Origin of the sequence: Polynucleobacter sp. Latsch14-2 (genome assembly GCF_018881925.1) — a bacterium.
GTDB lineage: Bacteria > Pseudomonadota > Gammaproteobacteria > Burkholderiales > Burkholderiaceae > Polynucleobacter.
The window spans coordinates 1-15,660 of record NZ_JACVPL010000020.1 but is presented as its reverse complement, the minus strand read 5'-3'; the positions used below and the strand labels follow the sequence as shown (position 1 = coordinate 15,660).

Here is a 15,660-nt window from a genome sequence, read left to right as displayed (position 1 = left end):
AGAAGAAGTTTACTGATGCAGGCATCTTAAATCCAGCCATCAAAGTAAATAGAGCTGAGGGCTACCAGTTAGTCCTGGAGCTAAAGCTGAAGAATTAATTTGTAAGAAATTGTAAGAATTCGTTTGGCTTTGTAAGGACTTGGTTTGAACAAATTGCTACAGTTGAGTCATAAAATTATTTAATTGATACATTTGCGAATTGCAGAATGTATAGCAACTCTAGGATGAAATTGAGCGCCCTTAAAAAACTCTTATTTACACTAGCGCTCATTTGCTTTAGCTTTGGCACCATTGATGCTCAAGCTACCTGTGGTGGCACTGGATCCTCGGCTAGTAATCCTTTTGATAATCCAATAGGGTGCACTTGGACCGACTTTACCTCTCCTTTGACAAATTACGCAGTTAGTAATGAAGGAATTATTAATGGTACGGTGAACTTAACTACTAACGGCGCAATTAATAATACAGGCACAATTTCTAGCATCTCGAATTCTGGAACGATTAGCGCCAATGGTCTAAGTGCAAATGGCATATTAAATAACAACTTAATAACAAATATCATAAATACAGATACAGGCACAATATCTGGCGGGGGCGCTGGAATTCGAAATCCTTATCTTGCAACAATTTCTAGTATCTCGAATTCTGGAACTATTTCTGGAACTAATTCTTCTAGTTATGGTTATGGAATTTATAATGTTGGTGGAACAATCAACCTTATCACCAATACTGGAATTATTTCAGGTGCAAAAGATGGAATTCGTAATGCTTCCGCTACTATTACCACCCTAAACAATGGTCAGGGTGGGACGAGCTCTCCACTGACATTCTCTGGAACACTTCCAATCAATTACAACGTTATCGTTACTGCGCCTACTGGTAGCTATGGACAGCTACAGCAGGGTACTGATCTGATAGTAACTAGTACATCTACAGTGTTTGGGATCTCAGCCCTTTCCGCCACTGGTGCTGGAGTTTTGGGTACCTATTCTGCGGTATTAAAGAATATTAGGCCCACTATGTTGGGGCTCTCGCTCACGGCCACATCTATATTAAATGCCGTCTCCAATGGATATTCTTATAACCTTATTGAAACCGGCTCTGGTACGAATATTTGGGATTTAACAATCTTGTCGACTCCAATGCCTGTCCCAACTGGCCCCTCCACAGCCAATACTCAAGCATCCATGCAAAATACTGCACAAGTATTGCAAGGCACATACACCTTACAGAACTCAGTCCTAGCCAATAGCTTTGCTTACGATTGCACATTGTTTGATAAAAATAATATCTGTGTGAGCGCTGGTGGTCGAAATACTGCTGTATCAGCTACGAATGGTTTGAATAACACCAGCGCATTACTAATCGCTGCGTATCGCCCACATCCAAACTATCGTATTGGTGCTTACGCAGATCAAAACTTGTCAGTTAATAATGCAGGATCAACAGTAAGTCTTGGCAACAATACACCATTAGTTGGTTTGTTTGGTGCTTGGAATGAGCACCTTGATGGCACCGGTACGGAAGTTAAAGTAACTGCTGCTTATGGTCAAAAGAACACTACTGTTACTCGTGGCGTAGTTGGTACAGGCGCTACGGCTTCTGAAGCTGGTGCTGGAGGTTCAAACCTAAATAGCCAAGGTGCCCAAGCAGTAGTTAAATATGGCTTTGGTGTTGCTGAGAATGTGATCGTTAGTCCATATGCTGGTATTCGCTATACCCAAAACAATATGGGTGGCTATACAGAAGGCTCATCAAGCTCCGTAACGGCACCACTCACTTATTCAGCGCTCAATACCAATGCCACAACAGCGTTAGCTGGAGTGGGTGCTTCATACCGTTTTATTCCGCAGGCAACCGCTTTTGCTAGTGCTGGCGTAGAGACTGATACGAATACCGCTAACGGCTCTTATTCTGCAACTGGAGTAACTGGTTTAACCCCGATTAACTTCAACGCTAATCCAGTCAAGACCAGACCAACAGCAACATTAGGTGCTTACTATGATGTTGAGAAGAATCAGCGTTTAGGAATTACCGGTATCTACAGACAAGAGCCATATCAAGCAGTTCAAACAACCACTGTGATGGCGACTTACACTGTAGGCTTGTAAACATATCTGCTTGATACATAAAGACCCGTTTCGGCGGGTTGAAATCAAGGTCGTTTGCAGTCATTGCGGGGGAATGGAGTTTTGAGCCTCTCGGAGCCTATAAATGCGTTGATGGGGGATTGCTTGGTCCTACGTGTTGGGGTTAACAATCACTGAACTAGTTACTTACTTTCCTTCTACATTTTCATCTATTTCTTGAAATTTAGCTTTCCTTAAGACCATTGCTTAATTTTAAATATTTGTGTATTGTTGTAACGATACATCAATACAAGGTTAGCAAATGATCGAATTTAAAAAAGTAAAAACTATACAAATAAATGGGGTTGATCCAAGTGTGGGGTTTCGCTCAACTGCATTTGGTGTCTACTTAAATCTATTAGAGCAATTCAGCAGCAGGGAATTATTCTTGCTTGAATCTATGGGGCCTAGCTCCATCGATACTAGGGTCTCGCTAATTGGGATTAACCCAGTGCGCAATATCGAGGTTTTCGACCATATCATTACCATCTCTGGAAATCAGCAACTACTTAAAAAAATTCAGTTGATCTATAGCAGGGAGTTGTTAGTTGATTCAAATGCACACGCATTAAGGTATCAGCTAACAAGTCGAAATGCTGTATGGAATTTTTTAAGATTGCTTGATGTCCAATTTAAAGCGGTTGAAGATGGTGTATTGGCATTTTCGGCATTTTCCTATAACACTATTCATTTTATAGAGGACATTTCTGGCTATATCCAAGGAGATATTCCTGATATCTACTTCACTTGCTATTCCACTTATATTGAGTTTGAGGATGATCGAGTAATGCTTCATGAATATGGATTTACTGGAGCTAAATGTGTCGGACTCCCGGAAATCATATCTTGCCTATCATTGAATGTTGTGACTCCAAGTGTGTTTGTCAATTCACAATTTTCAGTGAGCAGGGAAACTCTTAAGGATAGTTATCTGAAAAAAGCAAAAGTCGCGTTACAACATGTGCAAGTTGGTGATGTATATCAAATTCAGATTGGGCAAAAAATATCCATTAAGTCAGATATCTCTGCGCTTGAGGTCTATGCAAGACTGAGGACATTGAACCCATCGCCATATATGTATTTATTTGATTATGGTGATCTTAAGGTTATAGGCGCCAGTCCAGAATTATTTGTTTACATGAAAGATCAAGATGTGATGATGAGACCAATTGCTGGAACGCTCGGCAAGCTGCTTGTACCTACTAAGGAGAGGGCTGCGACAGAGTTTGATGCAAGCCCTAAGGAAATTGCTGAACATATGATGTTAGTGGATTTATGTCGCAACGACTTATGTAAAGTTTCGGTGCCAAAGAGCCTCAGCATTGATGAATTGATGTCTGTTGAAGAGTATTCACATGTATATCACATGGTATCAACAGCAAAATCGTTGGCCAACAAAGATATTGATAAATACGATGTCATTCAGGCCTCATTTCCTGCGGGAACGATGACTGGCACTCCAAAAATTAGGGCTATTGAACTGATTGCTGACATTGAGGATAGCGGTAGAGGTCTCTATGCTGGAGCCTTGGGTGTCATTGGATTGGGTAATAACTACATTAATACAGCTTTATGCATCAGAACCGCAATTGAGCGAAATCATATCTTTTCATTGCGCGCATCTGCTGGAATAGTTGCCGACTCTATAGTTGAGAGTGAATACATTGAGACCTTACAAAAGATGGGGTCGGTATTTAAAGCCATTACAAATGAGGAAATTTCATGCCACGTCGTGTAATTGTTGTGGATGCATATGATAGTTTTGTGCATATTTTGGTAAGCTATCTGCAGGTGATGGGCTGTGAAATCGCCCTATATCGTAAAGATGATATTCGCCTAGCGCAGGCAGTTGCAGAGTCAGACGGTGATGCTATTTTGCTTGGTCCGGGTCCCGGGCACCCCGCAGACTCAGGCTATGGACATTTATTGAACCTGAACGCTGGGCGAATGCCGGTGTTGGGGGTTTGCTTAGGGCATCAGGCTATTGGCCTTCATTATGGCTGCCAAATTGAGTATGCTAGAAATCTGATGCACGGAAAAAGAAGTCATATTTCTCATGATGGCCATGGGTGTTTCGCATCTTTTTCTAAGAGCACATTTGTGGCGATGCGATATCACTCTATTGTTGTCTCAGCAGAGAATCTTCCTAAGGAAATCGTGATCTCCGCAAGATCTGAGGATGATGCCTATGTTATGGGAATTAGACACAATGTATTAAAAATTGAAGGCATCCAGTTTCATCCTGAAAGTATCGGCACTGAGTTTGGAATTCAAATCCTACAGAATTTTATGGATACATATCTGCATTAAGAGCCAATACCTTGTAAGCACGTCTGTTTTTTCCGGCATCGCAATTACTATAGCTCCTAAACAATGGAGGGCTTATTCAATATAGATTGCTAACTGGGGTCGTCGCTATGAAGGTATGTGTATTGGTTGGATCGTCTCGAAAAAATGGCTTAAGTAGTCATATTTGTTCGATATTGCAGGATAAATTTAGCAATAAAGGCTTGATTGGAAAATTCATTCACTTGGCTGATATGCATATTGAATTCTGTGATGCCGATAATGCATGCCAATTTTCTCCATGTAGAGTTTCTGATGATATGCCGAGGATTTTGACTGAGTTGCAATCTGCTGATGGAATTATTTATATGCCGGTAATGCATGCGTTTGGCACAAACAGTAAATTTCAGGCATTTTTAGAACGGGTAGGTTATGGATATTTGCGCCCATTAGAGCGCCCCCTCGAAGATAAAATTGCAGCCATCGTTGTTGTAGGAAGGAGGTATGGTCACACAGCCGTATATTCTCAAATTATGTTGAACATCATGCTTAACAAGATGATTATGGCGGGATCAGGATTTCCAGCACTTTTTTTGGGCATGCTTGGCGGGGTTTTGGATGACGCTGAAGCCTTGGAGTCCCTAGATCAAACTGTTAATAGGATGGATGACCTTTATCAACGGTTACGTACTGCTAATTTTCCTACTGCCAATCATTGACTTAATTTAAGCTATCAAATTTTGATTTCCAATATTCCCTGGATTTAGGTTTTTGCAAATTGGCCGAACCTCTGGTGACTTTAGAGATGCTCACATTCAGGGTTTTCGCACACTCCCTCTGAGGACTATCGGTGCAAGCTAGCAAGTGGTATATACGAATCCTGTCAAGAAGATCGTTGATTTCTCCGGTGGTTAATATTTGCTCGAGAAAGAATCGCATTTCATCATGATTTTTAATATTACAAAGCATGTTTATTAAGATTTGGTTTGCCTTAGATTTATTCATTAATATGCTCCGTTCTTTTAATTGTTGTGCAATGGGTTTAATCGTAAACCTCTGACATATTTCGTAGGAAAAAGATTGTTTGTCTTTAAAAATGAGGAATTTGTGGAAGTATGTAAGGAAAAGTGTTTAAAAAGGTTTAAATTTAAGAATAAGTGTAAATAAGTATCAAAAAGTGGGTCAGCATTAAATGCTTATCCTAATATGGGGTGTAGCTAAGACTCCCATGGGTCCCAAGTGGTCATGGCGGATACGGCGTATGTGCAGATCCTAAGGACTTTCTTTCGCCGAGTAGTTCCCAAGCTACTTTCTGGTGGTTTTTTGTTGATAAGACCCTGCTATTGGGCTTAAGGCTGGCCCTAAGGGTTCGGGTTCTTGCCATGCTAGACTTTCCTCTAGCTTTCTTACATAGATTATTCGGCATAGAAAAAAGGCTTCTATGATGCAATCATTCCTTCCTAGAATCATCGTCGCTCTTTTCATTTTCCTACAGTTGATGAGCTTGGAAGTCGGGGCGCAAAGTTATCCCACTCGGCCGGTCAAGATTCTGGTTCCTTTCCCGCCTGGCGCTGGAGTGGACATTGTTACTCGCTTGATTGCGAATAAGTTGTCATTAGCAACGGGGCAACAATTTATTATTGAAAATCGCTCTGGTGCAGGCGGCAACGTTGGTGCTGCTGAAGCTGCTAGAGCGACACCAGATGGATATACGTTGCTGGCTGCCCCATCTTCGATCGCATTGAGTCAAAGTTTATTTAAAAATCTTCCCTTTAATGCTGACAAGGATTTTAGGGCAATTGGATTAATGGCTTCTGTGCCTTTTGTTCTAGTTGTTAACCCTAGCGTACCGGCAAAAACTCTTCCCGAATTGATTTCACTTGCCAAATCCCAACCTGGGGTTTTGACTTATGCATCAACAGGCAACGGTAGCTCTCCACAGCTCACTGCAGAGATGTTTAAGTCGCAAGCCCAGATTGATATTCGACATGTGCCTTATCGTGGTTCAGCACCGGCATTGACCGATTTGATATCTGGGCAGGTCACAATGATGTTTGCAAATGCTTTATCTGTGTTGCCGCATGTTCAGTCTGGTAGTTTGCGGGCTTTGGCTGTTACTGGACTACAAACAAATGCGAGCTTTCCTGATCTTCCGACGATGGCAAAGGCTGGCTTACCAGGGTTTGAGTCTGAAACATGGTTTATTTTGTTGGCACCTACAGGAACTCCTAACGATATTATTCAGACATTAAATGCTAGGCTAGTAGAAGTTTCTCAGCAGGCCGATACGCAAAATAATTTATCAAAACAAGTTGCCACAACCAAAGTAGGATCCCCAGCTCAGGCGGATGCCTTTTTGAAAAAAGAGATTGAAAAATATAGCAAGATAATTAAAAACTCTGGGATACAAATTGACTAATACAAATAACACGCAACAGTTGTCTATTGAAGATACGGAAGTAACACGCCAATTAGCGCAATTTATTGTTGAGTCGAAGTTTGACAATTTACCAAGCGCGGTAGTTAAAGAAGCCTCGAGAGCGATTGTCAATTGCTTGGGGTGTGCAATCGGCGCCGCTCACCATGACACCGTTAATTTCGCTATGGCAGCTTTGTCACCATTTTTTGGTGGCCCACAAGCGCAAATTTGGGGGCGCTCTGAACGCGCGGATATTTTGCATGCAGCCCTTATGAATGGCATTAGTTCACATGTTCTCGACTTTGATGACACCCATTTTCGGGCTGTACATCCCAGCGCTCCAGTATTGCCAGCAATCTTTGCCTTGGCTGAGTGGCGCAAATTCAGTGGAAAAGACTTAGTGCACGCTTATGTGTTGGGTGTCGAGACTGAAATCCGCGTTGCTTTGTCAGTGTTCCCTGAACACTATGACCGTGGTTGGCATATTACTGGCACTGCAGGAGTGTTTGGTGCTGCCGCTGCGGCAGGAAAGTTACTCAACTTAAATGTAGAGCAAATGACTTGGGCTTTAGGAATTGCGGCAACCCAGTCCTCGGGTTTAAGAGAGATGTTTGGAACCATGTGCAAAAGCTTTCATCCTGGACATGCATCTCAGGGAGGGCTGGCTGCTGCTTTAATGGCGGAGAAAGGATTTACCAGCTCTGTCCGCGCTCTTGAGGCTAAGCGTGGTTTTGGTCAAGTGATGTCGAGTCGATTTGATCCAACTGTGATTACCAATGAGCTTGGTGTGCAATATGAACTATCTAAAAATATGTATAAGCCATTTGCATGTGGTTTGGTGGTGCATGCCGTGATTGATGCTAGCTTACAGTTACGTCATCAGCACAATTTGAAGGCTCAAGATATTAGCGTAGTCAAGGCAACCGTAGGGCCATTGGTTTTGGAGTTAACTAGCATCAAGCAACCCAAGACTGGCTTAGAAGGAAAGTTTAGCGTTTACCATGCGATGGCTGTGGCCATCATTTATGGTGCTGCTGGGGAAGCTCAATTTAGCACTGAGATTGTCTGCAATTCTGAGGTTGATAAATTGAGATCCAAAATTGAAGTACAAGTTGATCCCAATGTGCGAAAGTTAGAGGGTTATGTGACCATTGTCTTGAATGACGGTAGAGAGATCTCTTGCCATGTATCCGATGCTTTAGGAAGTCTTGCGCATCCCATGAGCGATCAAGATCTAGAAAATAAGTTTAGATCGCTGACTGAAAATATATTAAGCACGAGTAATGCCAATACATTGCTTGAGCAGTGTTGGAATATTGCGCAATTAGATGATGTTAGCTCGCTGATGCGCTTAACTTCAATTTAATAAAAAATTTTTTACTGTAGCAATCTGAAAGGTATCAAGATGATCTTTGTATTCTGGTTAATAGACCGACCACAAACAGCCGCTTTACGAGAAGAGGTGAGACCAGCTCACCGTGCCTATTTAGCAAAGATTGCTGATCGTATGGCCTTTGCTGGACCGTTAACTTCTGATGATGGCCTTACTACCGTAGGTAGTTTATTAGCCATTGATTTTCCGAGTCGAGCAGAAGCGCAGGCATGGATACAAGCAGAGCCATTCACAATGGCTGGGGTCTATGAAAAGCCGATCATTCATGCCTTTGAAAATAAGTGGCCACAAAAATCAGGGTTTCCACCTGCTTAATTATTTATTGCCACAATGACTTATCAATAGTCGCAATTCATTCAGAAAGTAAATATGTCAGCACTTCTTAAAGTTATTTTTACCCTGGCCTTTATGCCGATGAGTCTTGGCTTGGTGCATGCAGCGCCCAATACCGGTGCTGACACTATTTTCTTGGGCGGGCCCATTGTTACAGTGAATGCAAGCAATGAAGAGGTTCAAGCCCTGGCAATTCAGAATGGCAAAATCGTCGCTGTTGGTAAAACAGATGTGGTCATTAAAGAGTGGAAATCCAAAACCACCCAAGTGGTTGATCTCAAAGGTCAAACCTTGATGCCGGGTTTCGTTGAGCCCCACATTCATATTCTGATGACCGCTATTACTGAAGAGATGTGGTTGAACTTATCAAACTTCTCATCCCAATACGATACGTTAGGCACTCTGAGTCAAAAACTCAAAGCTGCTCTTAAGGCCCTGCCAAAAGGACAGTGGTTGGCCGCCTTTGGTGTTGATCCTTCACGCACGAATCCATTTATGGCTGAGTTGACTGCTGACGTCTTAGATAAGGTATCAACAGAAGTTCCTATTTTGGTAATGAATCAATCTGGCCATATCGCTTACGTTAATCACAAGGCCTTAGAGCTTGCTGGAATTAATGACAAGACACCCAATCCTGGTGAGGGCGGTATCTACATGAAAGACTCGCAAGGTCGATTGACGGGGGTAGTAGTAGAGGCATCTGCAATCTTGTCTTTGGTGAAGAAAATGCCGCCACCAAGTGATGCAGATTTAGCAAAAGCAATGCAAAAAACAGCCAAGTACATCGCCTCTAAGGGCGTTACCACTTCCGCTGAAATCACTCTCGGTCTGATGCTGGGTCTGGATAATGAATTGAAGTTATTCAATGCGCTTACTCACAGCGACGGCTTCCCAATTCGGGTAAGAGCTTACTTATATGGCCCGCTGGTGACAAAGGGCTTTAATGCTGTTAAGCCCAATGATGGTGATGATCGTTTGCGGTTTGTTGGCATTAAATTTGTTTCAGATGGATCTACACAAGGTATTACTGCCGCTTTAAATCAACCTTATGAATATCCAAAGGGCACTCAATTTCGTGGAAACTTAGACTACAAAGACGAAGAGATCTTCAATCAAATTAAGCCGCTCTTTGATCAGGGTTGGCAAATTGCGATTCATGCCAATGGCGATCGTACTGTCGAACAGACATTAAATAACTATGCCAAATTATTAGCAGGTAATCCTGACCCTAAGGCACGTCGTTTACGCATTGAGCATTTCACAATTAATACTCCTGAACAAGTCAAAAAAGCAGCGCAACTTGGTGTGGTGCCAGGATTCACTATTGGACACGTCGACTATTGGGGTGAAGCATTTCATAATCAGATCGTTGGCCCAGAGCGCGCCAATCGTATAGACCCATCTGCCGCATTTAAAAAAGAGGGTGCACGTTTTGCTTATCACAGCGATTCACCGGTATCTAATGTGGGGCCTTTAAATTACATCACCGAGGGTGCAGGTCGCCTATGGCAAAAAGCTCCTCGTAAAGTGCTGGGGCCTGAGGAGAGAGTTTCGGTTGATGACGCAATTCGTGCGGTTACGATTAACGCGGCTTATGAAATGTTCTCCGATGACAAAGTAGGTAGCCTTGAGGTGGGTAAACAGGCTGACTTAGTGGTGTTATCAGCAAATCCTCGTAAGACCCCCATAGAAAACATTCGTAAGATCCAGGTTAAGGAAACATGGATTGATGGCAAACGTCAGGTTTGGTAGTCGATCAAATATTCAGGGGCTAAATTCTAATTTAGCCCCTGAAATCAAGTAGACTTATGCGATGAATTCACCTACATTGCGCTCACTTACTTTGGTTTCCATCCTTTTGACCCTAAGCTTGTCTGGTTGCGGAAGTATTGAATCGGCAGCGCAGGAAGATTGCACCTCGATTGGTTGGAATATTGGCAGTCCAGGTTACAACGACTGCTATAAGGCGCGCCTCTATGAGCGTAAGCTGGATTACTCGCTCCCCCCTGGCGACAAACCAAGCCCATCTCTGATATAAATTAGGGTAAACCCTAGTTTTAATCCCTTGAGCGCCGTCAAGGACTTCAAGGTTGAAATAACCCAAAATCACACGATGATTTGCCTTGCCTGTATTTAAATGCAGGCGTTTAGCTAAAGGCTTAAAAATCAGCAATTTACCGGTGCGACCAGAGATTAGAGACTACAAAATATGAATCACCCAAAACCCTCAGGAGAAGTTAAAGCCGTTGCTGTAGCAACAGCAGACGACTTAAGGGAAACCATCCGTCGCAAAAGTAAGCTGAAGGGTCGTCAAGCGGATGATATTTCCCTGGCAGAAGTACGTCAGTTAATTGGGGAGGCCGCACATCGCCGTGATTTGCTGATTGAAAATTTACATAAATTGAATGACGAATATCGCGCCTTGCATGATCGTCATTTAGTTGCCTTAGCAAAAGAAATGAATTTGCCGATGGCGGAAGTGTATGAAGTAGCAACCTTTTACCACCACTTTGAAGTAGTGCGCGGCAATGATCCTGTGGCCGATATTACCGTACGCGTTTGTGATGGATTGTCCTGCGAGTTGGCGGGTGCGAAAAATCTTTTAACAAAATTACCTGCGATCTTGGGTAGTGCTAATGTGAAAGTGATTGCAGCGCCTTGTGTGGGTCGTTGTGAACAGGCTCCAGTAGTAGTAGTGCATCAATATCCTGTGCTTTTTGCGACCACAGATAAAGTTACTGCAGCAGTGAAGAACAATCTGACAACTCAGCCATTGGCAAGTGATGATGCCAGTTTTGATCCTGCAGCATTAGCTGAGAAGGGCGTTTCTCCTCAGGGTGAGAATCAAGTAGTTTCACCAAGCTATGTAGGTTATGAAGCCTATTGTTCTCAAGGTGGCTATACCTTAGCTAAAGAAATACAAGCTGGTACACGTGATGCAGAGAGCATCATCAAGGCCATGGAAAATTCAGGCTTACGCGGTTTAGGCGGAGCAGGCTTCCCGGCAGGTAGGAAGTGGCGCATTGTTAAAGACCAGATGGCCCCTAAGTTAATGGCAGTCAATATTGACGAAGGTGAGCCAGGAACATTTAAGGATCGCACTTATTTAGAGCGCGATCCACATCGCTTTTTAGAGGGTTTGCTGATTGCGACTAGCGTAGTTGGAATTGATGCTTGCTATATTTACTTGCGCGATGAGTATCATGGTTGTCGTGAATTGCTTGAAAAGGAGCTGGCGAAACTCAAAGCAAATCCTCCATTCAAATTACCCTTGATTGAGCTGCGTCGTGGCGCAGGTGCTTATATTTGCGGTGAAGAGTCCGCCATGATTGAGAGTATTGAAGGCAAGCGTGGTGAGCCACGCATGCGCCCTCCTTACATTGCGCAGGTTGGTCTCTTTGGTCGACCAACACTTGAGCATAACTTTGAGACTTTATATTGGGTGCGCGATATTGTGCAGCGTGGTCCAGAGTGGTTTAGTGGCTACGGACGCCATGAGCGCAAAGGCTTGCGTAGTTATAGTGTGAGCGGTCGGATTAAAAACCCTGGTGTGAAGTTGGCTCCAGCCGGCATCACCATTCAAGAGCTCATTGATGAGTATTGTGGTGGCATGCAAGATGGCCATCAGTTCTATGGCTATTTACCCGGCGGTGCATCGGGCGGTATTTTGCCAGCCACGATGAACGATATTCCTTTGGACTTTGATACCTTACAGCCCTATGGTTGCTTTATTGGTTCTGCGGCGGTCATGGTATTTAGTGATCAAGACAAAGCCAGGGATATGGCTTTAAATGTGATGCATTTCTTTGAGCATGAGAGTTGTGGGCAGTGCACTCCATGCCGCGTTGGTACCGGTAAGGCTGCGAAGTTGATGCAAGCCAAGTCTTGGGATCAAGAGACTTTAGAGGACCTAGCAACCGTCATGGTGGATGCTTCTATCTGTGGTCTAGGCCAAGCCGCACCAAATCCGATTCGCTGTATTGCAAAATATTTCCCGCAAGAAGTTGCTTGATAGAGTCTTGGGATAGATGAGATAAATATGAACGCACCAACTAATCCTCAAGAGCTCGAACTACAAACAGTCGAGTTCAAGCTTGATGGCAAGACTATCGTTTCGTACGAAGGTGAAACCATTCTTAAGGCTGCTAAACGCCATGGTGTGGATATCCCACATCTGTGTTTTAAAGATGGCTATCGCCCTGACGGCAATTGTCGTGCTTGCGTAGTTGAAATTAATGGCGAGCGTACTTTAGCGCCTAGCTGCTGCCGAAGTGCCACTCCTGGCATGGAAGTTAAAGCTAATAGCGAGCGCGCTGTAAAGAGTCAAAAGCTAGTGTTAGAGATGTTGTTGTCTGATATGCCTGATGAGGGTTTTAAGTGGGTCGGCGACAGCAAAGAAGAAGAGCAAAAACATCAACATGGCGAACTGAGTACTTGGGCCGCGCGGATGGATGTAACAGTTCGCCCGGAACTCAAAGCCTTGCGACGCGAAAAGGTTGCCAGCGATGTTTCACATCCAGCAATGGCGGTGAACTTAGATGCTTGTATTCAGTGTAATCGCTGTGTACGGGCTTGCCGTGAAGAGCAGGTGAACGATGTGATTGGCTATGCCATGCGTGGCGGTCATAGCGAAATCGTTTTCGATCTGAATGATCCAATGGGCGACAGCACCTGTGTTGCTTGCGGCGAGTGTGTGCAAGCTTGTCCTACTGGCGCGTTAATGCCCAAAGGTTTGATTGGCTCACAAACTGTTGATCGCAAGGTCGATTCTGTTTGTCCATTCTGTGGTGTAGGCTGTCAAATTACCTATAACGTTAAAGATGAAAAGATTGTAAGTGTTGAAGGTCGTGATGGACCCGCCAACCATAATCGCTTGTGCGTGAAAGGTCGCTTTGGCATGGACTATATCCATAACCCACAGCGCTTAACTAAACCACTCATTCGTAAGACAGGCGTTCCCAAGGATGAGAACGCCATTCAGAACCCACAAGACTGGTCAAGTATTTTCCGCGAAGCAAGCTGGGAAGAAGCATTAGAAGTTGCTGGTGGTGGCCTCAAGAAGCTTAAAGATCAACACGGCTTAAAAGTATTGGCTGGCTTTGGTTCCGCTAAGGGTAGCAATGAAGAGGCTTACTTGTTTCAAAAACTAGTACGCACTGGCTTCGGTAGTAATAACGTAGATCACTGTACGCGACTGTGTCATGCATCTTCAGTCGCAGCGCTTTTAGAAGGTGTTGGCTCCGGCGCAGTTAGCAACCAGGTTAATGATGTTGAGCATTCAAGCATGATTATGCTGATCGGCTCAAATCCTACCGCTAACCATCCCGTAGCGGCAACTTGGTTCAAGAATGCAGCTAAGCGCGGCGCAAAGATTGTTTTATGTGATCCACGGATGACCGAAATTAGTAAGCATGCTTGGCGCACGATGCAATTTAAGCCCGATACCGATGTGGCGATGCTCAATGCCATGATCTATACGATTATTGAAGAGAATTTAGTAGATCAAGACTTCATCCAAAATCGTGCCAATAACTTTGATGCCCTCAAAGAAAATATCAAAGGTTATAGCCCTGAAGCGATGGCACCCATCTGCGGCATTCCAGCTGAAACTTTGCGTGAAGTTGCTCGTGAATTCGCTACCACTAAGTCTGCAATGATTTTGTGGGGTATGGGTGTTAGTCAGCACGTTCACGGCACCGATAATGCGCGCTGCTTAATTGCCTTGGTTAGCATTACTGGCCAAATCGGTAAGCCTGGTTCAGGCTTGCACCCATTGCGTGGTCAGAACAATGTACAGGGCGCCAGTGATGCTGGTTTGATTCCGATGATGTTCCCTAATTACCAGCGGGTTGATAATCCAGTGGCCCACGCATGGTTCGAGAAATTCTGGGATACCCCATTAGATAAGAGGCCTGGTTATACGGTGGTCGAGATCATGCATAAGATCATTGCACCGGATAGTGACCCAGATAAGATTCGCGGCATGTATATCGAGGGTGAGAATCCTGCGATGAGCGACCCTGATCTAAATCATGCTCGGCATGCACTGGCTGCTTTAGAGCACCTGGTCGTTCAAGACATCTTTATGACAGAAACTGCACTCCTAGCAGATGTGGTTCTGCCAGCGAGTGCTTGGCCAGAGAAGGTTGGTACGGCAAGCAATACCGACCGTATGGTGCAGATGGGTAAGAAGGCTATTAATCCGCCTGGTGATGCGAAGCCTGATCTGTGGATCATTCAAGAGATTGCGAAGCGCATGGGCTTGAACTGGAACTACCAAGGTCCTGATGCAGGTGTGGCGGCGGTCTATGATGAGATGCGTCAAGCTATGCACGCTGCGATTAACGGAATTACTTGGGAGCGCCTTGAAAAAGAATCGAGCGTGACCTATCCTTGTTTATCTCCTGAAGATCCAGGTCGACCGATTGTGTTTGATGATCAATTTGCGACTACTGATGGCAAAGTTACACTTGTGCCTGCAGACATTATTCCTGCTAATGAGCGACCGGACACTGAATATCCATTTGTGTTGATTACCGGTCGTCAGTTAGAGCATTGGCACACCGGTAGCATGACTCGTCGTGCCACTGTGCTCGATGCGATTGAGCCACTAGCTACTGTCTCCATGAATGGCGAAGATATGACCCAGTTAGGAGTTTCTGCTGGTGATGTGATTACCGTTCAATCAAGACGTGGTGAGGTAGGTATTCATGTACGCAGGGACGATGGCACCCCGCGTGGCGTAATCTTTATCCCATTTGCCTACTATGAGGCTGCGGCAAACTTAATTACCAATGCTGCCTTAGATCCTGTTGGCAAGATCCCGGAATTTAAGTATTGCGCCGTCAAGCTCGTAAAGGGTGGCCAAGCTGCCCCGGTAGTGGGCTACGGCACAAACGATCCAGCTAGACAGAAGATTGTCAGTACGGCATAAGTACCTTAATTTTTAACGGCAAATGTAAAAGGCTCCCCAGTGAACTGACCCACAAAAGTTGGACACCCAATCCAACTCAACAGGGTCAGTCTCATGTCCAAATACAGCAAAGAGTTCAAGCTAGTAGTCATTGAGCATTACCTCTCCGGTAGGGGTGGTTTTAAAA

At 44.2% G+C, this 15,660-nt stretch carries 12 protein-coding genes; 11 read left to right on the top strand and 1 reads right to left on the bottom strand.

Annotated features, from left to right (window positions below; genetic code table 11):
• Positions 1 to 206 precede the first annotated feature (206 nt).
• The 4 genes from ICN46_RS11190 to ICN46_RS11175 all read left to right on the top strand — a co-directional run bounded on the left by ICN46_RS11190 (position 207) and on the right by ICN46_RS11175 (position 5,134).
• Positions 207 to 2,111 carry a beta strand repeat-containing protein gene (locus ICN46_RS11190; protein WP_216208790.1) on the top strand — a complete coding sequence of 635 codons (1,905 nt, stop codon included), beginning with the start codon at positions 207 to 209 and terminating at the stop codon, positions 2,109 to 2,111.
• Positions 2,112 to 2,391: 280 nt separating this feature from the next.
• Positions 2,392 to 3,867 carry an anthranilate synthase component I family protein gene (locus ICN46_RS11185; protein ID WP_216208788.1) on the top strand — a complete coding sequence of 492 codons (1,476 nt, stop codon included), beginning with the start codon at positions 2,392 to 2,394 and terminating at the stop codon, positions 3,865 to 3,867.
• Positions 3,852 to 4,439, top strand: a complete 588-nt coding sequence (locus ICN46_RS11180) for an anthranilate synthase component II (RefSeq protein ID WP_216208785.1) — start codon at positions 3,852 to 3,854, stop codon at positions 4,437 to 4,439. The genes ICN46_RS11185 and ICN46_RS11180 overlap by 16 nt, the downstream gene beginning before the upstream one ends.
• Before the next feature lie 107 nt (positions 4,440 to 4,546).
• A complete protein-coding gene (locus ICN46_RS11175) occupies positions 4,547 to 5,134 on the top strand; it encodes a flavodoxin family protein (protein ID WP_216208782.1) in 588 nt (195 codons plus the stop codon).
• Position 5,135: 1 nt separating this feature from the next.
• Here the strand turns inward: ICN46_RS11175 and trpR are convergent, their stop codons facing one another.
• Positions 5,136 to 5,420 carry a trp operon repressor gene (gene trpR, locus ICN46_RS12170; protein WP_216208779.1) on the bottom strand — a complete coding sequence of 95 codons (285 nt, stop codon included), beginning with the start codon at positions 5,418 to 5,420 and terminating at the stop codon, positions 5,136 to 5,138.
• Positions 5,421 to 5,856: 436 nt separating this feature from the next.
• Between trpR and ICN46_RS11165 the strand changes: the two genes are divergently transcribed.
• The 7 genes from ICN46_RS11165 (at position 5,857) to fdhF (ending at position 15,494) form a co-directional block, all read left to right on the top strand.
• Complete coding sequence (locus tag ICN46_RS11165) at positions 5,857 to 6,834, top strand: Bug family tripartite tricarboxylate transporter substrate binding protein (protein WP_216208777.1); 978 nt, start codon at positions 5,857 to 5,859, stop codon at positions 6,832 to 6,834.
• On the top strand, positions 6,827 to 8,200 hold the full coding sequence (locus tag ICN46_RS11160; protein WP_255538848.1) for an MmgE/PrpD family protein: 1,374 nt from the start codon (positions 6,827 to 6,829) through the stop codon (positions 8,198 to 8,200). Before ICN46_RS11165 ends, ICN46_RS11160 begins: the two co-directional genes overlap by 8 nt.
• 39 nt (positions 8,201 to 8,239) lie before the next feature.
• A complete protein-coding gene (locus ICN46_RS11155) occupies positions 8,240 to 8,542 on the top strand; it encodes a YciI family protein (RefSeq protein WP_216208774.1) in 303 nt (100 codons plus the stop codon).
• A 54-nt stretch (positions 8,543 to 8,596) separates the two neighbouring features.
• Complete coding sequence (locus tag ICN46_RS11150) at positions 8,597 to 10,312, top strand: amidohydrolase (protein ID WP_216208770.1); 1,716 nt, start codon at positions 8,597 to 8,599, stop codon at positions 10,310 to 10,312.
• Between the two features lie 61 nt (positions 10,313 to 10,373).
• Complete coding sequence (locus ICN46_RS11145; RefSeq protein WP_216208767.1) at positions 10,374 to 10,598, top strand: hypothetical protein; 225 nt, start codon at positions 10,374 to 10,376, stop codon at positions 10,596 to 10,598.
• Positions 10,599 to 10,769: 171 nt separating this feature from the next.
• Positions 10,770 to 12,572 (top strand): NADH-ubiquinone oxidoreductase-F iron-sulfur binding region domain-containing protein, encoded by a 1,803-nt coding sequence (locus ICN46_RS11140; RefSeq protein ID WP_216208764.1) that lies wholly within the window; start codon positions 10,770 to 10,772, stop codon positions 12,570 to 12,572.
• A gap of 27 nt (positions 12,573 to 12,599) precedes the next feature.
• Entirely contained in the window at positions 12,600 to 15,494 is a 2,895-nt protein-coding gene (gene fdhF, locus ICN46_RS11135) for a formate dehydrogenase subunit alpha (protein ID WP_216208761.1), read from the top strand.
• Positions 15,495 to 15,660: the final 166 nt, after the last annotated feature.